This is a genomic window from Actinomadura nitritigenes (genome assembly GCF_017573545.1).
Classification (GTDB): domain Bacteria; phylum Actinomycetota; class Actinomycetes; order Streptosporangiales; family Streptosporangiaceae; genus Spirillospora; species Spirillospora nitritigenes.
In genome coordinates, this window is the sequence record NZ_JAGEOK010000048.1 from 15246 (window position 1) to 35954 (window position 20709).

Here is a 20709-nt window from a genome sequence, read left to right on the forward strand (position 1 = left end):
TGACGCTAATGGACCGAACGCCATTCGGTCCAGGGTTCGGCGGTCAGCCGGCGGGGCGGAACAGCACGTACGACTCGCCCTCGTCCGGGTGCTCGAACTCCGCGCGCAGCGGCAGCCCCTCGCGCAGGCCGCCCGCGTCGACGCCGTCCAGCCGGGCGTACATCCACGGGCCCTCGGCCAGCTCGACGAGCGCGAGGTAGGCGGGCGGCGGGACGGTGCCGTCCTCGGCGGGCCGGCCGTGGGTGACGGTCCAGGTCACCAGGGTCGCCGCGCCGCTCGCGTCGGCCCAGGCCAGGTCCTCCTCGCCGCACTCGGGGCAGCCGGAGGCGTCCGGCGCGTACCAGCGGTCGCACGCCTCGCAGCGCCTGATGACGAGCCTGCCGGCGGCGGTGCCGTCGAAGAACGGGTCGGTGCGCCCGTCGCGCCGCAGAACGCCGATCTCCATCGGTCATGCTCCCTTCGGGTGCGGGCTGACGATCAGGGTGGAGTGGTGGTCGAGGATGCCGCCGTTGCCGCTGACGAGGACGACGTCGTTGGACGGCGCCTGCCGCTCCCCGCCGTCGCCGCGCGCCTGGATGACCGCCTCCGACAGCGGGGTGAAGCCCCACATGTAGTACGCCGACAGCTGCCCGCCGCCGGTGTTGGTGGGCAGCGACCCGCCGGGGCCGAGCGCGCCGGACGCGGCGAACGCGCCGCCCTCGCCCTTGGCGCAGAACCCGTAGTCCTCCAGGGACACGAGGACGGTGTAGGTGTAGCAGTCGTACAGCTCGCACACGTCCACGTCGGACGGGGTGATGCCGGCCATCTTCATCGCGGTCGCGCCGGAGGAGACGGCGCCGGTGGTCAGCCCGAAGTCGCTGCCGCGCTCCTTGCGGTGCCCGGGGTGGCCCTGGCCCCATCCCCACAGGTGGACGGGCGGGCGGGCGAGGTCGCGGGCGCGGTCGGCGCTCGTCACGATCACCGCGATCGCGCCGTTGGAGACCAGGCAGCAGTCCAGCAGGTGCAGGGGTTCCGACACCCACCGCGACGCCTGGTGGTCGGCGAGCGTGATCGGCTCGCGCATCTGCGCGAGGGGGTTGCGGGTCGCCCATTCCCGCGTCGACACCGCGATCGCGCCGAGCTGCTCGCTCGTCGTCCCGTACCGGGACATGTGCCGCTGGGCCGCCAGCGCGTAGAAGGAGTTGACGCTGCGCAGCCCGAGGGCCGCCGTCATGCCGCCGTACCCGTACCATTCGCGGGCGCTGCGGTTGTAGGCCGAGCCCGCCGACTGCTTCGGCTTCAGCGGCGCGTCGGCGAACACGCACGCGACCGTGGTCGCGGCGCCGCTCATGACGGACATCGCCGCGTGCGCCACCATCGCCCCGGCGGTCGCGCCGAACGCGTTCATCTGGGTCAGCAGCCGCAGGTCGCGCAGGCCGAGCGTGTCGGCGAGCTCGATCCCGGGCGAGCCGCCCATGCCGTGGCTGACCAGCAGCCCGTCCAGGTCGCCCAGGCCGAGGCCGGCGTCGGCGGCGGCGAGCCGCACCGCGTCGGCCGCCAGCCGGCGCGGGCTGCGCCCGTACACCCTGCCGAGCTCCGTCATTCCCAGCCCGGCGATCGCAGCGCTCATTCGTCGCATCCCTCCCCGCATCGTCACCGACACGGTACCGAACAGCATTCGGTAGGCGGGGCGCCGGGGCCGCGGCGGACGATCAGTCCCCGGTGGACCGCGCGCGGAACGCGCCCCGGTAGGCCAGCGGCGACGCGCCGACCCGGCGGGCGAAGTGCGCGCGCAGCGTCACCGGCGACCCGAACCCCGCCTCGGCGGCCACCCGCTCGACCGGCAGGTCGGTGTCCTCCAGCAGTTGCTGGGCGCGGCGCACCCGCGCGTGCGACAGCCACTGCTGCGGGGTCGTCCCGGCCTGCTCCCGGAACCGCCGGGTCAGCGTCCGGACGCTGCAGGACGCCTGCCGCGCGATGTCGTCCAGCGCCAGCGGACGGTGCAGGTTCGCCTCCAGCCAGGCGAGCGTCGGCTGCAGCGCCGCCCCGCCGTCCGGCGGCTCGTCGTGCCGGATGAACTGCGCCTGCCCGCCGTCGCGCTGCGGCGGCATGACGATCCGCCGGGCCGTCCGCGCCGCCGTCGCCGAGCCGTGGTCGCGGCGGACGACGTGCAGGCACAGGTCCACGCCCGCCGCGACGCCCGCCGACGTGAGCACCTGCCCGTTGTCGACGTACAGGACGGACGGGTCCACCTCCACCTCCGGATACCGCCGCGCCAGAGCGCTCGCGTAGTACCAGTGGGTCGTGGCGCGGTACCCGTCCAGCAGGCCCGCCGCGGCCAGGACGAACGCGCCGACGCAGATGGACGCGATCCGGGCGCCCCGCGCCGCCGCGGACCGCAGCGCGTCCAGGACCTCGCCGGGCGGGTCGTCCGCGACCTCCTCGTGGCCGGGGACGACGATCGTGTCCGCCGTCGCCAGCGCGTCCAGGCCGTACGGGGCGTCCACGCGCATCCGGCCGAGCGCGGCGGAGGTGCGCGCGCCGCCCGGCGGCGTGCAGACCCGGACGTCGTAGAGCGGGTCGCCGCCCGCCGTGGTCGTCGTCCCGAACACCTGGCCGGGCGTGGCCAGGTCGAACGCCACGACCCCGTCCAGCGCGAGCACGGCGACGACATGCGCTTCAGCGGCCATGGCCAGAACGTAGCGCACATCGGCGGTCCGGACACTGGCTGGGGCGCCGCGCGGCATCGGACGATCGGTGGCGTTCCCGAGCACCGCGTCCAAGGAGCCTTCGTGTCCGACCGTTTCGCCGAGTTCTCGCTGCCCGACACCGACCTGACCCGTCAGGCGTACGACCTGGTCTTCGCGGCCGGGCCGGCCGCCCTCGCGCACCACTGCGCCCGCACCTACCTGTTCGCCCGCGCGATCGGGGAGGCGAGGGGGCTCCGGCCCGGCGCCGACTACGACGACGAGACGCTGTTCCTGGCGTGCGTACTGCACGACCTCGGCCTGACCGAGCAGGGGAACGGCGGCAGCCGCTTCGAGGTGGACGGCGCCGACCTCGCCGCCGGGTTCCTCGCCGGGCGCGGGTTCGACGGCGAGCGGACCCGCGTCGTCTGGGAGGCCGTCGCCCTGCACACCAGCAGGGGCATCGCCCACCGCATGCGCCCGGAGATCGCCCTCACCCACGCCGGGACCAGCGCCGACGTCGCCGGCGTGGACGCGGACAAGATCCCCGGCGGCGTCGCCGGACGCGCGCACGCCGCGTTCCCCCGGCTGGAGCCGGGCTGCGGCCTCGCCGAGATCATCGTCGGGCAGATCGCCGAGAACCCCGCCAAGGCCCCGCTCGGCTCGCTCCCGTACGAACTGGCCTGCCAGTTCGGCACCGCCGTCCCTCGGCCGCGCTGGACGGACCTGACCGCGGCGGCCTGGCCCGGCGTCGCCTGACACCGGCCAGGCCGGCCGCCCCCGCACGCCCGCGCACCCGGAGCCGGCGATCCCGGTCCAGCGCGCGGGCGCACCGGGCCGGGATCGGAACGGACCCGACTACGCTGGCGGGCGATGGCCGCCGTTCCCCCCGAGAACATGCTCGCCCGCGTCCTCGCGCACGACCATGACGCGGACCCGACCAGCGCGCGCGTCCTCGATGCCGCGCTGGAGCAGTTCGCCGAGTTCGGGCTGCGCCGCGCCTCCATGGAGGACGTCGCGCGCCGCGCCGGCGTCGCCCGGATCACCGTCTACCGCCGGTTCGCGTCCAAGAACGCGCTGGTCGAGGCGGTGCTGCTGCGGGAGGTGCGGCGGTTCCTCGAGGTGTTCACCGCCGCCATGGAGGGCCTGCCGGACGTCTCCGACCGGGTCGCGGAGGGGTTCGTGGTGACGCTGCGGCACGCCCGCGGGCACGGGCTGTTCCAGCGGCTGATGGCGACGGAGCCGGACGCGCTGCTGCCGTTCCTGACCGTCGACAGCGGCCCGTTCCTCGCGGCGGCGCGGACGTTCCTGGCCGGGGTGCTGCGCGCCGCGGACGGCGTCGCGCCGGACGTCGCGGAGGACGCCGACGTCACCGCCGAGACGCTGATCCGGGTGATGCTGTCGTTCGTGCTGGCCCCGGACGGCTGCGTCCCGCTGGACGACGACGACCGCGCGCGCCGCTACGCCCGCCGCCACCTCGCCCCGATGATCACTCGCCGGCCGCCGCAGGCGCCCTGACGGCGCCCGCGACGGGGATCGCCCGCGCCCCCGGGGCGACGGGGACGCGGGCGATGTCGAACGGGACGAGACTAGCCCCTGCCAGGGCTCCCGCTCACGCGACCGGCACCGCTCACGCGACCGGCACCGCTCACGCGGCCGATCCGGCTCACGTGGCCAGCACCGCCTGCAGGAAGTCGCGGGTGCGCTGTTCGGCGGGCTCGCCGAAGATGCGGTCCGGCGGGCCCTCCTCGACGATCTGGCCCTGGTCGAACATCAGCACCCGGTTCGAGATGTCCTTGGCGAAGGTCATCTCGTGCGTGACGCACAGCATCGTCAGGTCGCTCTCGCGGGCGATGTCGCGCAGCAGGTCCTGCACGCCGACGACCAGCTCCGGGTCCAGCGCGGAGGTCACCTCGTCCAGCAGCAGCACCTTCGGCTGCATGGCCAGCGCCCGCGCGATCGCGACCCGCTGCTGCTGCCCGCCGGACAGCTGCGACGGGTGCGCGTTCTCCTTGTCGGAGAGCCCGACCATGTCCAGCAGGCCGCGGGCGCGCTCGACCGCCTCGTCCTTGGACGCCCCGAGCACCCGCACCGGCCCCTCGGTGAGGTTGCGCAGCACGTTCATGTTGGGGAACAGGTTGAACTGCTGGAACACCATGCCGACCTGCTTGCGCATCTCGTGCAGGTGCTTCTGGTTGGCCGGGACGCGCCGGCCGCCCTTGTCCATGTGCCAGAGGGTGTCGTCGCCGATCCAGATCAGCCCGTCGTCGAGCTTCTCCAGCGTCATCAGCAGCCGCAGGATCGTCGTCTTGCCCGACCCGCTCGGCCCGATCAGCGTTACCCGCTCGCCGGGCTCCACGGCGAAGTCCAGCTCGCGCAGCACGGTGTTGGAGCCGAACCGCTTGACGACCTTCTCGAAGCGGATGCCGGGCGCGTCGCCGTGCGGCAGCGCGGCCGCCGCGCCGGCGCCGTCCTCCTTGCGGACGCCCTTCTTCCCGATGGAGACGCCCGGGGACTCCTCTTCGGGCGTGGGGGCTTCCGGTGTGGTGTCAGTTGGTGGCATAACGCCTCTCCAGGCGGCGGACGAGAATCGAGGAAATGACGCTGACGATGATGAACAGCAGACCCACCAGCGTGACCGGCTCCAGGAACCGCAGGCTCCGCGAGCCGACCTGGTACGCCGACAGCAGCAGTTCCGTCACGTTGATCGCCAGCAGCATCGGCGAGTCCTTGAACATCGCGATCAGGTAGTTGCCCAGCGTCGGGATCACCCGGCGGATCGCCTGCGGCAGGATCACGTCCAGCCACACCCGCGACCGCGGCAGGTTCAGCGCGGTGCACGCCTCCCACTGCCCCTTGGGGATATCGGAGATCCCCGCCCGGTACACCTCGGCGGTGTAGGTCGAGTAGTGGATCCCGAGCGTGATGATCCCGGCGGTGAGCGACCCGATGGTCAGGCCCCACGACGGCAGCACGTAGTACACGAAGTACAGCTGCGGGATCAGCGGCGTCGACCGGATGAACTCGGTGACCCATCGCACCACCTGGCTGACGACGACGTTCGGCGCGCGGCGCAGCATCGCCCACACCAGGCCGAGGACCACCGCGATGACGTAGCCGGCCAGCGTCGCGATGACGGTGTAGCGCAGCCCGTCCAGCAGGTCGGGGATGATGTCGCCGGTGTAGTTCCAGTCCCAGCTCATCAGCCGGCCACCCCCGCTCCGGGGGCGCCCGCCGCGACCGTCCCGAGGTCGGGCTCACGGGAGGGACGGCGGCCGAGCATGCGGTCCACCCGCCGTTCGGCGTACCGGACGAACAGCTGCAGGACCTGCGCGATGACGAAGTACAGCACCAGCGCGACGGTGAACGACCAGACGGTCTGCCCGGTGCTGCCCTGCACGTTCTTGGACACGTGCGTGACGTCGACGAGGCCGACGAGCGAGACGATGGCGGTGCCCTTCATCAGCTCGATGAGCAGGTTGCCGAACGGCGGCAGCATCAGCGCGAACGCCTGCGGCAGCAGGACGCGCCGCATCCGCTGCGCGGGCGTGAAGTTCAGCGCGACCGTCGCCTCGTACTGCGCCTTGGGGACGGCCTTGATCGAGCCGCGCACCACCTCGGCGCCGTACGCGCCGACGTTCATGCCGAGCGCGAGGACCGCCGCGAACAGGGTGGTGAACCGGAGGCCGATGAGGGGCAGCGCGTAGAAGAACCAGTAGAGCAGCACCAGCGTCGCGGTGCCGCGGAAGAACTCCACGTACACCCGGTTGAGCGCGCGGACCCATCCGCTGCGCGCGGTGCCCGCGAGCCCGAAGAGCAGGGCGAGCACCAGCGCGAGCACGCCGCCGAAGACGGTGAGCCGGAAGGTCAGCCACGCGCCCTCCAGCCACTGGTGATAGCTGTCGAGGACCTGCGACACAGGTCAGCCCTGGCAGAACTTGGCGGCGGTGTCGGCCGGGCTCGGCATCTCCGCCTGGGTGAACCCGAACGGCTGCAGGATCGGCAGCAGCTGGTTGCTCTTCTCCAGCGCCGCGAGCTGGGTGTTCCAGGCGTTCAGCAGGTCGGAGTCGGCCTTGCGGAACACAAACGCGCCGGCGCCGAGCTGCTCCTTGCCGTCGATGACGGGCGTGAACGCGTCCGTCACCTCGTACTTGCCGTCCTGGTGCTTGGACAGCAGGTCGGCCAGGGAGATGCGGGTCAGCCAGATGCAGTCGACGCGCCCGGACTTCAGGCCCTCGTAGGCGCTGGCCTGGTCCTGGAACGTCTTGATGTCGCTCTTCTTGACGCCGCTCTTCTCGGCGTAGCCCTGCTCGACCGCGCCGGTCAGCACGCCGACCCGGACGCCGGCCTTCGCGGGGTCGTTCTGGTTCTTCAGGTTCTTCGGGTTGCCCTTCGGCACCATGAAGGCGCTCTTGGCGACGTACTCGGGGTTGGCGAACGCGGCGGACGCGCACCGCTCGGGGGTGATGAACATGCCGGCGGCGATCGCGTCGAAGCGCTTGGCGTTGAGCCCGCCGATCAGGCCGCCGAAGTCGACCTGGACGCCCTCGACCTTGTCGATGCCGAGCTTCTTGAAGATGGCGCGGGCCAGCTCCGGCGCCTCGCCGGTCAGCTTGCCGTCCTTGTCGGTGTAGCCGTAGGGGGCCTCGTTGGCGAACCCGACGGTGATCTTTCCGGCCTTCTTGGCCTTGTCGAGGGTGCCGCCGCCGGAGACCTCCTTGTCCGGATCCGTCGTGGAGCAGCCCGCCGCCGCCAGGGGGACGGCGGCGGACAGCAGAACGGCGGTGCGGAGGAAGTCGCGTCTCGAGGAAGTCATCGTTGAACTCCTGCAGGGAGGGGGGTGGGCCCGCGCCCGCGGGGGGCCGTGGAGAGCCCCCCGCGGGCGCGGGACCTGTCGTCGGGGATATGCAGTTGGGAGCGGGGGTGCGTCGCGGGTCAGTCGCGGACGGGGGTGAAGTCGCGCGCCCCGATGAACGGCGGGCGCGGCGCCGGAGCGGAGAACGGCTCGACGCACGTGTTCTCGACGCTGTTGAACACGATGAACACGTTGGAGCGCGGGAACGGGGTGATGTTCCCGTTCGAGCCGTGCATGCAGTTGCAGTCGAACATGGTGGCCGAGCCCGCGGGCCCGGTGAACAGCTCGATCCCGTGCTTGTCGGCGAGGATCGACAGGCTGTTCGGGTCGGGGGTGCCGATCTCCTGCCCGCGCAGCGACTCCTTGTAGTGGTCGGCCGGGGTCGCCCCGACACAGGCCACGAAGGTCTTGTGCGAACCGGGCATGATCATTAGCCCGCCATTGTGCACGAAATTCTCCGTGAGCGCGATGGAAATGCTCACCGCGCGCATCCTCGGCATGCCGTCCTCGGCGTGCCAGGTCTCGAAGTCGGAGTGCCAGTAGAAGTCCTTGCCGGTGAATCCCGGCTTGTAGTTCACCCGGCTCTGGTGCACGTACACGTCGGAGCCGAGGATCTGCCGGGCCCGGCCGACCACGCGCGGGTCGCGGACGAGCTGCCCGAACACCTCGCTGATCTTGTGGACCTCGAAGATGGAGCGGACCTCGTCGGAGCCGCGCTCGGTGACCGTGCGCTCGTCGGCCAGGACCTGCGGGTCGGAGGCCAGCCGGCGCAGCTCGGCGCGGTAGTCCTCGACCTCCTCGGGCGCGAGCAGCTGCTCGACGGACAGGAAGCCGTCGCGGTCGAAGGAGTCGAGGGTGGCGGCGTCGACGGGGCCGTCGCCGGGGCCGCCGTAGACGACCGGGTCCTGCCGGTAGAGCAGTGCCGCCTCGGTGGCCTTGCGGGTGGGGTAGGCGTCGTCGATCGACGGATGGGACTCGATGATGCTCATGCGTCCTCCTCGGTGAGCAGCGGATAGACCCCGTTCTCGTCGTGGACCTCCCGACCGGTGCAGGGGGGATTGAAGACGCACACGGTCTTGACGTCCGTGTGGGCGCGAAGGGTGTGGTGCTCGTGCCCGTTGAGCAGGTACATCACGCCCGGCTTGATGTCGTGCTTCTCGCCCGTCTCATCGTTGGTGAGCTCGCCCTCGCCATCGATGCAGTAGACGGCCTCGATGTGGTTCGCGTACCACATCTTCGTCTCGGTGCCCGCGTACAGGATCGTCTCGTGCAGCGAGAACCCCACGCCCTCCTTGGCCAGCACGAAACGGCGGCTGCACCACGTCGGCGCCTGCACGTCGCGTTCAGTGCCGATGATCTCGTCAAGGGAGCGAACGATCATGAAAACCTCTTTTCCGGTGTGTTACGCGGCGGCGGTGCGGCCCGGTGGCCGGGTCAGACCGCCACCTCGGTGCGGACGGCGTCGACCGACTCGGCGATGATCTCCAGGCCGTGGGCCAGTTCGGTCTCGGTCGTGGTGAGCGGCGGCAGCAGCTTGACCACCTCGCCCTCGGGCCCGGACGTCTCCATCAGCAGCCCGCGGGAGAACGCCTCGGCGCACACCCGCGGCGCGATCTCCGCGTCCTTCATCACCAGGCCCCAGGCGAGGCCCCGGCCGCGGACGGTGTCGATCGCGCCGGCGTTCGCCAGGGCGATCTCCTCCAGCGCCGTCTGGACCTGCTGGCCCTTGGCGAGCGTCTGCTTCTCCAGGCCCTCGCCGGTCCAGTAGTCCTCCAGCGCGGCGATGGCGGTGACGAACGCGGGGTTGAAGCCGCGGAAGGTGCCGTTGTGCTCGCCGGGCTCCCACACGTCCAGCTCGCGCTTCATCAGGGTGATCGCGAACGGCAGCCCGTAGCCGCTGAGGGACTTGGACAGGCAGACGATGTCCGGGGTGATCCCGGCTTCCTCGAAGCTGAAGAACGGGCCGGTGCGGCCGCAGCCCATCTGGACGTCGTCGACGATGAGCAGGATGTCCTGGCGGTGGCACAGGTCCTGGAGGCCGCGCAGCCACTCGGCGGTGGCGACGTTGATGCCGCCCTCGCCCTGCACCGTCTCGACGATCACGGCGGCGGGCTTGTCCAGGCCGCTGCCGCTGTCGTCGAGCATCGTCTCGAACAGCAGGAAGTCGGGCGTGCGGCCGTCGAGGTAGTTGTCGTACGGCATCGCGACGCCGTGCCCGAGCGGCACGCCGGCGCCGGTGCGCTTCATCGAGTTCCCGGTGACCGCGAGCGCGCCGAGCGTCATGCCGTGGAAGGCGTTGGTGAAGCTGACGACGGTCTCGCGGCCGGTGTACTTGCGGGCGAGTTTCAGCGCCGCCTCGACCGAGTTGTTGCCCGCGGGACCGGGGAACTGGACCTTGTAGTCGAGGCCGCGCGGCTCGAGCACGTACTCGTTGAATCGTTCCAGGAAGTCTCGCTTGGCGGTGGTGTACATGTCGAGGCTGTGCACAATGGCGTCGCCCGCGAGATAGTCCATCAGCCGGCGTTTCAGCTGAGGGTTGTTGTGTCCGTAGTTGAGGGTTCCCGCGCCGGCGAAGAAATCGAGGTAGCTGCGACCGTTCTCGTCGGTGATGTGGGAGCCCTGGGCGGTGCTGAACACCGTGGGCCAGCCCCGGCAGTAGCCGCGGACTTCCGATTCCATACGGGCGAAGACGTCCATGATCTGCCTCCGGCAGGTCGGGGGTGGGAGCGGTTCGGGCGAGATGCCGGTGCCGGACGGCACCGGGCGGATGCGTACGGGTCGGGAACGGACTCGGGGTCCGGCCGGCGGCGGTTCCGCCGGCCGCGGGTCAGGTCGCGGGGCCGAACGGGCCGATCCGGAAGAGCACCTCGGGTTCGTGTCCGCCGCCCGGGAAGTGCTCCGCTTCGAACAGCGGCTCGCGGGTCAGGTCGCAGCCGCGGGCCCGGGCGAACGAGGCGAACATCGCCTCCGACGCTGTGTTGTCCGGAGTCACCGTGGCCTCCATGAAGCGGTGGCCGCGGGCCGACAGCCGGTCGCCGAGGCGGTCCAGCATGCGGCGTGCCAATCCCTGCCCGCGATGGGCGTCGTCAACCGCCACCTGCCACACGAAGAACGTGTCGGGGCGGGACGGGCGCACGTAGCCGGTGACGAAACCGCAGACGCCGCCGCCGTCGCGGGCCACCACGGAGGTGTCGGCGAAGTCGCGGCACCAGAGGGCGTAGCTGTACGGCGAATTGACGTCCAGGACCTTGGAGTCCAGGGCGATCCGCCACAGTTCGGGGCCGTCGGTGAGGCTCGGCTCCTGGAGTTGCACGTCCTCGCTCGTCTCGTCCGGATCGGGGCGTCGGGTCGGTGATTCCAGGGGTTGCGGTGCCATGTCCAGGCAACTTACCGAATCTCGCCGAGTGATCGTTCCGTAATGTTATCGTCAGGATGTTTAGCTCGGCGGCAAGCGGGTATGGCAGAACGCTTGTCAAATTCGGGGTAATTTCGGCCGACCGTTCTCGGGGCCGTGGCGCGCCATTCCCCGCGATATGCAGGAGGTACTGGCGACTTCGCGGACGGGCGCGCGGAGCGCCTTCCTGAACGCAACCTTAATGTTCCGCGCGCGCGTGCCGCGCGTTTTTGTGTATCGGTTGTGTGAGGTAAGTCACTCTGATCCGATGACAACGGGAGGGGTGCGGTCGGCGTCACTGCGCATCGCGGGAGGTCGAGCCGCCGCGCGGGACCGTGGGGCGGATGTGGGCCAAGGCGTTGAGGCGGGCCCTGAGAGCCCCGGGTCCCTCACCTTCAAGGGGGTGACTCCCTTGCCGCCGGGTAAGACAAGGTGAGTGGACCGGTAAGGATGAGAGCGGTCCGGAGGCCATTTCGGACACGGCCGGGCCCCGCGCGGACGCGGGATCCCGGCCCCGTTCCGGTCATGCCGCGGACGCGGTTGAGGTGCGTCCGGTACGGCGGCTCAGCCGGACTGCGCGAAACGGTCGGTCGCTTCGACGAGCCGGTGCAGGATCCCCGGCTCGCTGTAGGCGTGCCCCGCGTCGTCCACGATGTGGAACTCCGCCTCCGGCCACGCGCGGTGCAGGTCCCATGCCGTCGCCGCGGGCGTGCACACGTCGTAGCGGCCCTGCACGATCACGGCCGGGATGTGCCGGATCCGGTCCACATCCCGGATCAGCTGCTCGTCCTCGAAGAACCCCTCATTCATGAAGTAGTGGTTCTCGATCCGCGCGAACGCCACCGCGTAGTCCGGCTCCCCGAACCCCTCCGCGAGATCCGGGTCCGGGCGCAGCGTCAGCGTCGAGCCCTCCCACGTCGCCCACGCCTTCGCCGCCGCGACCCGCACGTCCCGGTCGAGGGAGTCGAGGCGCTCGTGGAAGGCGGAGATCAGGTCCTCCCGCTCGTCCTCCGGGATCGGCTCGACGTACTTCTCCCACAGGTCGGGGAAGATGAGCGACGCGCCCTCCTGGTAGAACCAGTACAGCTCGAAGGGCCGCAGCGTGAAGATCCCGCGCAGCACCATCTCGGTCACCCGGTCCGGATGCGTCTGCGCGTACGCCAGCGCCAGCGCGCTGCCCCAGCTCCCGCCGAACACCAGCCACCGGTCGATGCCGAGGTGCTCGCGCAGCCGCTCCATGTCGGCGACGAGATGCCAGGTCGTGTTCGCCTCCAGGGAGACGGCCGGGTCCTTGGCGTGCGGCAGGCTCCGGCCGCAGTTGCGCTGGTCGAACAGCACGATCCGGTACCGCTCGGGGTCGAACTGCCGGCGGTGCGCCGGGCTGCACCCGCCGCCCGGCCCGCCGTGCAGCATCACCGCCGGCTTCCCGTCCGGGTTCCCGCAGACCTCCCAGTGGATCCGGTTGCCGTCGCCGACGTCGAGCAGCCCGGAGTCGTAGGGCTCGATCGGCGGATACAGGGTGCGAAGCTCCATGCTGCGGATCATCCCACCCGGCGGCCGGGTCCGCGCTTTCCCGCGCGGCGCGGTGTGACCCGTGGCACCGTTGGGGGTGCGGCAGGGGGCCCGCACCGGGTGTGACCAGGCGTGCGGTCCCCGTCCGCACCGAGAGCCGAGCACGAAACTAAACCCCAAACTGGGCAAACGTTCCGCTGGTCGGCACTAGAGTGCCTTCAGTGAGCGGATCGACGAGCCCAAGGGCGAGGAGTGACGCGAGCGCCATGTCCATGACAGCCCCCGCGGAACACGGCCCCCGGACGGAGCCGTCGGCGAGGAGACGTGAGCGAAGTGACGAGCCGAGAGGCGAGGAACGCAGCGACCCGAGGGGGCGTCCCGGCGCCCCGCTCGAACGTCTCCGGACCACGAGGCGAGGAGACCAGTGAGTGAGCTGAACGGATCGGGTGGTTCGCGCGGAGTCCCGGACGCGGGTTCTCCCTGGCCCGCGATGGGGCGTGACCCGGGCCGCGGGTCCGACGTGCCCGTGCCTGCCGCCCAGCAGCCGATCCAGATGGCCAAGCCCCAGCAGCCCGGCCAGGGCGCGGACGCCGGACGCCCCGAGGGCGAGCAGCCCGAGGCCCAGCCCTGGGACATCGTCGAGCGGCTGCGCCAGATGGCCGACCTCATCGGCGACGCGCTCGCCGCCGGAGAGCGCAAGGTCACCGAGGCGCAGAGCGAGACCGCCTCGCAGGTGGCGGCGATCCAGGCGGAGAAGGAGTCGGCGCAGCGCGACGCCGCGGCCGCCTGGGGCGAGGTGCAGCGCGCCCGGGGTCAGGCCGAGCAGGCCGACCGCCGCGCCGTCGACGCCGAGCGCCGCGTCACCGAGGCGCAGAACGAGACCGCCTCGCAGGTGGCGGCGATCCAGGCGGAGAAGGAGTCGGCGCAGCGCGACGCGGCCGCCGCCTGGGGCGAGGTGCAGCGCGCCCGGGGTCAGGCCGAGCAGGCCGACCGCCGCGCCGTCGAGGCCGAGCGCAAGGTGGCGGAGGCCGAGCGGCGCGCCGGCGAGGTGCAGAACGAGGCCGTCACCCAGATCGCCGCCCTGCAGCAGGAGAAGGAGGCCGCGCAGCGCGACGCCGCGGCCGCCTGGAACCAGGCGCAGCAGGGCCGGGCCCAGGCCGACCAGGCGCGCGGGCAGGCCGAGCAGGCCCGCGTGCAGGCCGACCAGGCGCGGGCGCAGGCCGAGCAGGCGCGTGCCCAGATGGAGCAGGCGCAGGGCCAGGCCGAGCAGGCGCGGGCGCAGGCCGAGCAGGCGGAGCGCCGCGTCGCCGAGGCCGAGGCCACCGTCCGGCAGGCCATCCAGCAGCGCGACGCGATGAGCGAGGCCCGCGACGACGCGCTGCGCGCCGTCGAGGACGCCGTCGGCGGCCGCCGCTCCGCCGAGGCCGAGCGCGACCGGGTCACCGAGCAGGCCACCGAGCTGTCGCGCGCCCTGGAGGCCGCGCACAGCGAGCTGTCGGCGCTGCGCTCCAAGGTGACCGACGCGGAGATGACCGCGCAGAACCTGCAGCACGCCGTCGTCGCCGCCGGCAAGGAGGCCGACGAGACGCGCCGCCGCGCGCAGGAGTCCGAGCGCCGCGCCCAGGAGAACGAGCGCCGGGCCCAGGAGGCGGAGCGGCGCGCTCAGGACGCCGAGCGCCGCGCGCAGGAGGCGATCACCCGCGCCGAGGCCGCCGAGGCCGAGCGCCAGCAGGCCCTCGACACCGCCGCGCAGTCGCTCGAGGCCGCCAAGAAGGCCGAGCGCGAGCGCGACGCCAGCGCCAAGGCCCGGGAGGCCGCCGACCGCACCCGGGAGGCCGCGGTGCAGTCGCAGGCGCGCGCCGAGTCGGAGCTGACCCTCGCCCGGGGCCGCGCCGACCAGGCCGGCCGGGAGCGCGACAAGGCGGTCGCGGGGATGCGGCAGATGGCCGCCGAGCGCGACGCGGTCGCCGAGAAGCTCGCCGAGCGCGACCAGTGGGTCGACCAGCTCGCCCAGGCCGTCACCGAGCAGCGGGCGCAGATCGCCGAGCTGTCCCAGGAGCGCGACGCCGCCCGGCAGGCCGCCGACCAGGCCCGATCCCTGATCGACGAGCTGACCCGCCAGCTGCGCACGATCATGCCCACCGCGGCCACCCCGCGGCTCTGAGAAACCCCCCGGCCCACGGGCCGGGGGGCGCGGGCCGCCCGCCCCACACCCTCTGACCAGCGGGAGCGGGGGACGCCCGGGATGGCGCACCCGTGCCCGGCTGTTATCCTGGTGGCCCGTGGACAGTGCGGTACCGAGCACGTCGGAACGCCGCCTCGCAACGACCACGGGAGCGCCTTCTTGCCTTCGGCAGCCACTGGTAGATCACGTCCTACCAAGCACCTCTTCGTCACCGGCGGTGTCGCCTCCAGCCTCGGCAAGGGACTGACGGCCTCCAGCCTGGGGCGGCTTCTCACCCTTCGCGGGCTGCGGGTCACCATGCAGAAGCTGGACCCCTACCTCAACGTCGACCCCGGCACCATGAACCCGTTCCAGCACGGCGAGGTGTTCGTCACCGACGACGGCGCCGAGACCGACCTGGACATCGGCCACTACGAGCGGTTCCTGGACACCGAGCTGCACGGGTCCGCGAACGTCACCACCGGCCAGGTCTACTCCAACGTGATCGCCAAGGAGCGGCGCGGGGAGTACCTCGGCGACACCGTGCAGGTGATCCCGCACATCACCAACGAGATCAAGGACCGCATCCGCGGGATGGCGGACGACACCGACGTCGACATCGTCATCACCGAGGTCGGCGGGACCGTCGGCGACATCGAGTCGCTGCCGTTCCTGGAGTCGGTGCGGCAGATCCGGCACGAGATCGGCCGCGACAACTGCTTCTTCCTGCACGTGTCGCTGCTGCCCTACATCGGCCCGTCCGGCGAGCTGAAGACCAAGCCGACGCAGCACTCGGTCGCCGCGCTGCGCTCCATCGGCATCCAGCCCGACGCGATCGTGTGCCGGTCGGACCGGCCGATCACCGACGGCCTCAAGCACAAGATCAGCCTGATGTGCGACGTGGACCGCGAGGCCGTGGTGTCCGCGGTCGACGCCGCGTCCATCTACGACATCCCGAAGGTGCTGCACGCCGAGGGCCTCGACGCCTACGTGGTGCGCCGGCTCGGGCTGCCGTTCCGGGACGTCGACTGGGGCGCCTGGGACCGGCTGCTGCGCCGCGTCCACAAGCCCGCCCGCGAGGTCACGATCGCGCTGGTCGGCAAGTACATCGACCTGCCCGACGCCTACCTGTCGGTGACGGAGGCGCTGCGGCACGGCGGGTTCGGCAACGACGCCAAGGTGCACATCCGCTGGGTGAAGAGCGACGACTGCGCGACGCCCGAGGGCGCCAAGCGGGAGCTGGACGGCGTCGACGGCGTGCTGATCCCCGGCGGGTTCGGCGTCCGCGGCATCGAGGGCAAGCTCGGCGCGATCCGGCACGCCCGCGAGAACCGCGTCCCGCTGCTCGGCATCTGCCTCGGCCTGCAGTGCATGGTGATCGAGGCGGCGCGGACGCTCGCCGGGCTCGCCGACGCCGGCAGCGCCGAGTTCGACGCGACCACGGCGCACCCGGTGGTCGCGACCATGGCCGACCAGGTCGACGTGGTCGCCGGCGAGCGCGACATGGGCGGCACGATGCGGCTCGGCCTCTACCCGGCCGACCTCGCCGACGGGTCGGTGGTGCGGGAGCTGTACGGGGAGGCGAAGGTCTCCGAGCGGCACCGGCACCGCTACGAGGTCAACAACGCCTACCGCGACCGGCTGGAGGAGGCGGGCCTGCGGTTCTCCGGGCTGTCGCCGGACGGCCGGCTCGTCGAGTACGTGGAGCTGCCCCGCGAGGTCCACCCGTTCTTCGTCGGCACCCAGGCGCACCCGGAGTTCCGGTCCCGGCCGACCCGCCCGCACCCGCTGTTCACCGGGCTGGTCTCCGCGGCGATCGAGTACGCCGACGCGCGCGCCGCGGACGCGTCGTGACCGCCGTGCCGGGCACCGGCCCCGAGCTCGGCCCCGAACTCGGCCCGGACGACGTCCGCGACCGGCCGGAGCGCTGGAAGGTCGTCGAGGAGTCCACCGCGTTCACGGGGCACGTGTTCAACGTCCGCCGCGACCGCGTCGAGATGCCGAGCGGCCCCGGCGGCGGCACCGAGATCGTCGGCCGCGACGTCATCGAGCACCTCGGCTCCGTCGGCGTCCTCGCCCTCGACGACCGCGACCGGGTGCTGATGCTGCGCCAGTACCGGCACCCCGTCGGGCGGCTGCTCTGGGAGACGCCCGCCGGGCTCCGCGACGTCGCGGGGGAGCCGCTGCACAGGCTCGCCGAGCGGGAGCTGCTGGAGGAGGCCGGGTACCGGGCCGCGCGCTGGGACACCCTCGCCGACGTGTTCCCCTCGTCGGGGATGTCGAACGAGCGGAGCCGGATCTTCCTCGCCCGCGACCTCGTGCGGGTGCCCGCCGAGGAGATCGACTTCGAGCGGGTGCACGAGGAGGCCGACATGCCGGTCGTGTGGGTGCCGCTGGACGAGGCCGTCCGCAAGGTCCTCGCGGGCGACGTGCACAACATGATCGCGTGCGTCGGGATCCTCGCGGCGCACGCCTCGCGCGCCTCCGGCCACCGCGACCTGCGCCCCGTCGACGCCCCGGAGGGCTGACGCCGGCCCGGACGCCCACGACGCGGAACGCCCCGCCTCCCGGTACGGGACGGCGGGGCGTTCCGCATCCCGGCCGGGCGGCGCGGCCGGGCGGGGCGGCGCCGGTGAGAAACGCGACACGGCCGCACCGCGGACCCCTGCGCCGCGCCGCGGGAGGGGGCATGATGGGCACGTCGCGACCCGCCTCGAGCCGACCCCGACCGAGCCGACCGACCGTCAGAAGAGGTGCCGCACTGTCCCCGAGCACGACCCGCCGGCCCGCCGAGCGGCCCCCCGCCCAGGACGCCGACCCCGAACCGGGCACCGGCTCCGCGCTCGAGTCGGCGGTGCGCACCTACCTGGGGCACCTGGCCGTCGAGCGCGGCCTCGCCGCCAACACCCTGTCCTCCTACCGCCGCGACCTGCGCCGCTACGCCCGGGTGCAGGAGGGCCGGGGCCGCGGCTCCGTCGCCGACATCACCGAGGACGACGTCCGGGCGTTCCTGGTGGGCCTGCGAGAGGGCGACGAGGAGCATCCGCCGCTGTCGGCCGGGTCGGCGGCGCGCGCGCTCGTCGCCGTCAGGGGGCTGCACCGGTTCGCGCTGCGCGAGGGCCTCGCGTCCGACGACCCGGCGCACGACGTCAAACCGCCGGCACCGCCGCGGCGGCTCCCCAAGGCCATCACGCTCGAGGAGGTCGAGCGGCTGCTCGCGGCCGCCGCCGGACCGTCCGACGGCGACGCCGGCACCGCCCGCGGCCTGCGCGACCGCGCGCTGCTGGAACTGCTGTACGGGTCCGGCGCCCGGATCTCCGAGGCGGTCGGCCTGGACGTCGACGACCTCGACCTCGCCGACGGGTTCGCCCGCGTCGCCGGCAAGGGGGGCAAGGCCCGGATCGTCCCGATCGGCGACTACGCGGTGCGGGCCGTCGACGCCTACCTCGTCCGCGCGCGCCCCGAGCTCGCCGGCGCCGGGCGCGGCGGCCCCGCGCTGTTCCTCAACGCGCGCGGCGGGCGGCTGTCGCGGCAGGGCGCCTGGATGGTGCTGCGCGCCGCCGCCGACCGGGCGCGGCTGTCGCAGGTGTCGCCGCACACGCTGCGGCACTCGTTCGCCACCCACCTGCTCGACGGCGGCGCCGACGTGCGCGTCGTCCAGGAGTTGCTCGGACACGCCTCCGTGACGACCACGCAGGTCTACACTCTGGTGACGGTCCAGCTGCTGCGCGAGGTGTACGCCACCTCGCATCCGCGCGCCCGGAGCTGAGGCGCCCGCCGCGCACGCTGGGACGCACGGCCGCGGCGCCGCGACAAATACCGACACTCGGCGCGCGTCGGCTTGAGACGCAGGGGACGGGGCCCTAGAGTCCCCGTTCTGGACGGCATTCCCGGCCGCCGGGGAGGGATCTGGTGACCAGCACGAACGGCGGGCATGGAGTCCTCTCCTCCGCCACCATAGAGACCGATCCGAGTCGGGCCCTCGGCCCGACTCAGCGACCCGTGCCCGTCTTTCCGGAGCCGGAGCCGCTGGCGGAGCACGGACCCGCCCGCATCGTCGCCATCTGCAACCAGAAGGGCGGCGTCGGCAAGACCACCACGACGATCAACCTGGGCGCCGCGCTCGCCGAGTACGGCCGCCGGGTGCTGCTCGTCGACTTCGACCCGCAGGGCGCCCTGTCGGTCGGCCTCGGCAAGGGCGACCCGCGCCAGCTCGACATGACGATCCACAACCTGCTGCTCGAACGCGACACCGAGTGGGAGGACATCGTCCTGGAGACCGGCGTCGACGGCATGGACCTGCTGCCGAGCAACATCGACCTGTCCGGCGCCGAGGTCCAGCTCGTCCACGAGGTCGGCCGCGAGTACATCCTGCAGGGCGCGCTGAAGTCGGCGGTCCCGCACTACGACTACATCCTGATCGACTGCCAGCCGTCGCTCGGCCTGCTGACCGTGAACGCGCTGGCCGCCAGCGAGGGCGTGCTGATCCCGCTGGAGTGCGAGTACTTCGCGATGCGCGGCGTCGCGCTGCTGATGGAGACCATCGACAAGGTGCAGGGCCGGATCAACCCGGGCCTGGTGATCGACGGCGTGCTCGGCACCATGTACGACTCCCGGACCCTGCACACCCGCGAGGTCCTCGGCCGCATCGTCGAGGCCTTCGGTGACAAGGTCTTCCACACGGTCATCAACCGCACGGTACGGTTTCCTGACGCGACCGTCGCCGGGGAGCCGATCACGTACTTCGACCCGAACTCGATGGGCGCGAACGCATACCGGGGTCTGGCGCGGGAGGTGCTCGGAAGGTGGGCTCACGTCGGGTAAGGCTGCCCGGTGTCGATGAGATCTTCCGGCCCACCGCGCCCCCGCCCGGCCCCGCTCCCGGCACGTCCGGCAACCCGCCCGCACCCGGGCGCGGCCGGACGGAGCGCGCCGTCCCGGAGTACACCGCTCCCGAGTACACCGCCCCGGAGTACGCGGCTCCGGAACGCGCCGGTGCGGAGCGCGCGGTGCCGGGCGCCGGCCCGTCCCGGATCGCGGTGCCGGACGCGGGGCGCCGCCCCACCGGGCGCCAGCGCCACGACTCCAAGATCACCGTGTACATCTCCTCCGACGAACTGCTCGCGCTGGAGCAGCTGCGGCTGCGGCTGCGCGCCGACCACGCCCTGCCCGTCGACCGGGGCCGGCTGGTCCGCGAGGCGGTCGCGGCGATGATCGGCGACTTCGACGCGCACGGCGAGCACAGCACGCTCGTCCGGCGCCTGCGCGACATGTCCTGACCGCCATCCCCGCACGGTAGGGATCAGCATGGCCCAGCCCCCCGACGAGCCGCCGGAGCCGCTCGAGCCGTTCCGGCCCCCGCCGCCCATCTACGCCCCGCCGCCCTCGGGCGAGGGCCCGCCGCCCCCGCCGTACGCGCCCTCGCCACCGGTCGGCATGCCCCCGCCCGGACCGCCCCTCCCTGGCACGCCTCCCGACGCGCCTCCGCCCGGAGCGGCGCCGGCCGCCTACCCGCTGCCGGGCGCCGACGTGCGGTACCCGCCGCCCGCGCGGCCCCCGCGCCGGACGCCGCTGATCATCGGCGGCGCCGTCGCGCTCGTCCTCCTTCTCGTGGCCGCCGGCGCGGCCGTCTACCTGGCGGCCGGCGGCGGCGACGGCGACGGCTACGACGGCGGGCCGACCGACCTCCGGCAGCCGCTGACGCTCCAGCAGGTCGCGGCGGTCTCCCAGGCGCCCTGCGCGGCCGGGACGCTGCCGGAGGCGTCCGGGACGTCCTGCTACCGGCTCGCCGGCGGCGGCATGACCGTCCGCCGCGTCGAGCGCATGAAGGCCGAGCCGCCGTCCGGCGTGACCACGTCGTGGACGATCCAGATCGGCCTCACCAGGGCGGACGCGCAGGCGTTCGCCGGCCTCACCGCGGCGGCGGCGCGGCAGCAGCCCGGGACGCCCGGGCAGCAGATCGCGATGGTCGTCGGCGGGCGGGTGCTGTCGGCGCCGGCGGTCAACGGCGGCCCCATCACCGGCGGCTCCCTGCAGATCACCGGCTCCTTCACCCGCGGCCAGGCCGAGGACCTCGTCGCCCGGATCGCCGGACGCCGCCCCTCCTGACGGCGGCCCG

21 protein-coding genes are annotated in these 20709 nt (G+C 72.8%); 9 read left to right on the top strand and 12 right to left on the bottom strand.

Annotation, left to right across the window (positions count from 1 at the left end; all coding sequences use genetic code 11):
* Positions 1-43: 43 nt before the first annotated feature.
* The 3 genes from J4557_RS44215 to J4557_RS44225 form a co-directional block, all read right to left on the bottom strand.
* Positions 44-445: a Zn-ribbon domain-containing OB-fold protein gene (locus J4557_RS44215; RefSeq protein ID WP_208273078.1), complete on the bottom strand. Its 402-nt coding sequence runs from the start codon at positions 443-445 to the stop codon at positions 44-46.
* Between the two features lie 3 nt (positions 446-448).
* Positions 449-1609 carry a thiolase family protein gene (locus tag J4557_RS44220; protein WP_208273080.1) on the bottom strand — a complete coding sequence of 387 codons (1161 nt, stop codon included), beginning with the start codon at positions 1607-1609 and terminating at the stop codon, positions 449-451.
* An 82-nt stretch (positions 1610-1691) separates the two neighbouring features.
* Positions 1692-2669: a GlxA family transcriptional regulator gene (locus J4557_RS44225; protein WP_208273082.1), complete on the bottom strand. Its 978-nt coding sequence runs from the start codon at positions 2667-2669 to the stop codon at positions 1692-1694.
* Positions 2670-2771: 102 nt separating this feature from the next.
* Between J4557_RS44225 and J4557_RS44230 the strand changes: the two genes are divergently transcribed.
* On the top strand, positions 2772-3425 hold the full coding sequence (locus tag J4557_RS44230; RefSeq protein ID WP_208273084.1) for an HD domain-containing protein: 654 nt from the start codon (positions 2772-2774) through the stop codon (positions 3423-3425).
* A 114-nt stretch (positions 3426-3539) separates the two neighbouring features.
* Positions 3540-4184: a TetR/AcrR family transcriptional regulator gene (locus tag J4557_RS44235; protein WP_208273087.1), complete on the top strand. Its 645-nt coding sequence runs from the start codon at positions 3540-3542 to the stop codon at positions 4182-4184.
* 148 nt (positions 4185-4332) lie between these two features.
* Here the strand turns inward: J4557_RS44235 and ehuA are convergent, their stop codons facing one another.
* From ehuA to pip, 9 genes are all read right to left on the bottom strand, one after another.
* A complete protein-coding gene (ehuA, locus tag J4557_RS44240) occupies positions 4333-5229 on the bottom strand; it encodes an ectoine/hydroxyectoine ABC transporter ATP-binding protein EhuA (protein WP_208273089.1) in 897 nt (298 codons plus the stop codon).
* Complete coding sequence (ehuD, locus tag J4557_RS44245) at positions 5216-5869, bottom strand: ectoine/hydroxyectoine ABC transporter permease subunit EhuD (RefSeq protein WP_208273091.1); 654 nt, start codon at positions 5867-5869, stop codon at positions 5216-5218. The genes ehuA and ehuD overlap by 14 nt, the downstream gene beginning before the upstream one ends.
* Entirely contained in the window at positions 5869-6585 is a 717-nt protein-coding gene (gene ehuC, locus J4557_RS44250; protein WP_208273093.1) for an ectoine/hydroxyectoine ABC transporter permease subunit EhuC, read from the bottom strand. Before ehuC ends, ehuD begins: the two co-directional genes overlap by 1 nt.
* 3 nt (positions 6586-6588) lie before the next feature.
* Positions 6589-7482, bottom strand: coding sequence for an ectoine/hydroxyectoine ABC transporter substrate-binding protein EhuB (ehuB, locus tag J4557_RS44255; protein ID WP_208273095.1), 894 nt, complete (start codon positions 7480-7482; stop codon positions 6589-6591).
* A 119-nt stretch (positions 7483-7601) separates the two neighbouring features.
* Positions 7602-8510, bottom strand: coding sequence for an ectoine hydroxylase (gene thpD / locus J4557_RS44260; protein WP_208273097.1), 909 nt, complete (start codon positions 8508-8510; stop codon positions 7602-7604).
* Entirely contained in the window at positions 8507-8902 is a 396-nt protein-coding gene (locus J4557_RS44265; protein WP_208273099.1) for an ectoine synthase, read from the bottom strand. The genes thpD and J4557_RS44265 overlap by 4 nt, the downstream gene beginning before the upstream one ends.
* A gap of 53 nt (positions 8903-8955) precedes the next feature.
* On the bottom strand, positions 8956-10218 hold the full coding sequence (gene ectB / locus J4557_RS44270; protein WP_208273101.1) for a diaminobutyrate--2-oxoglutarate transaminase: 1263 nt from the start codon (positions 10216-10218) through the stop codon (positions 8956-8958).
* 130 nt (positions 10219-10348) lie between these two features.
* Positions 10349-10897 (bottom strand): diaminobutyrate acetyltransferase, encoded by a 549-nt coding sequence (gene ectA / locus J4557_RS44275; protein WP_208273103.1) that lies wholly within the window; start codon positions 10895-10897, stop codon positions 10349-10351.
* Between the two features lie 582 nt (positions 10898-11479).
* The gene (gene pip, locus J4557_RS44280) at positions 11480-12448 is read right to left on the bottom strand and encodes a prolyl aminopeptidase (protein WP_208273104.1); all 969 of its coding nucleotides are present in this window, start codon (positions 12446-12448) and stop codon (positions 11480-11482) included.
* Between the two features lie 499 nt (positions 12449-12947).
* Here pip and J4557_RS44285 point away from each other — a divergent pair, with 499 nt between their 5' ends.
* The 7 genes from J4557_RS44285 to J4557_RS44315 all read left to right on the top strand — a co-directional run bounded on the left by J4557_RS44285 (position 12948) and on the right by J4557_RS44315 (position 20699).
* Positions 12948-14591 carry a hypothetical protein gene (locus J4557_RS44285; protein WP_208273105.1) on the top strand — a complete coding sequence of 548 codons (1644 nt, stop codon included), beginning with the start codon at positions 12948-12950 and terminating at the stop codon, positions 14589-14591.
* A 180-nt stretch (positions 14592-14771) separates the two neighbouring features.
* On the top strand, positions 14772-16445 hold the full coding sequence (gene pyrG / locus J4557_RS44290) for a CTP synthase (protein ID WP_208273106.1): 1674 nt from the start codon (positions 14772-14774) through the stop codon (positions 16443-16445).
* A gap of 5 nt (positions 16446-16450) precedes the next feature.
* Positions 16451-17119: an NUDIX domain-containing protein gene (locus J4557_RS44295; RefSeq protein WP_372442591.1), complete on the top strand. Its 669-nt coding sequence runs from the start codon at positions 16451-16453 to the stop codon at positions 17117-17119.
* Positions 17120-17445: 326 nt separating this feature from the next.
* A complete protein-coding gene (gene xerD / locus J4557_RS44300) occupies positions 17446-18360 on the top strand; it encodes a site-specific tyrosine recombinase XerD (protein WP_307800558.1) in 915 nt (304 codons plus the stop codon).
* Between the two features lie 188 nt (positions 18361-18548).
* Positions 18549-19415 (top strand): ParA family protein, encoded by an 867-nt coding sequence (locus J4557_RS44305; protein ID WP_307800564.1) that lies wholly within the window; start codon positions 18549-18551, stop codon positions 19413-19415.
* Positions 19397-19870 (top strand): hypothetical protein, encoded by a 474-nt coding sequence (locus J4557_RS44310; protein ID WP_208273108.1) that lies wholly within the window; start codon positions 19397-19399, stop codon positions 19868-19870. The genes J4557_RS44305 and J4557_RS44310 overlap by 19 nt, the downstream gene beginning before the upstream one ends.
* A gap of 28 nt (positions 19871-19898) precedes the next feature.
* Positions 19899-20699, top strand: coding sequence for a SecDF P1 head subdomain-containing protein (locus J4557_RS44315; RefSeq protein ID WP_208273109.1), 801 nt, complete (start codon positions 19899-19901; stop codon positions 20697-20699).
* Positions 20700-20709 lie beyond the last annotated feature (10 nt).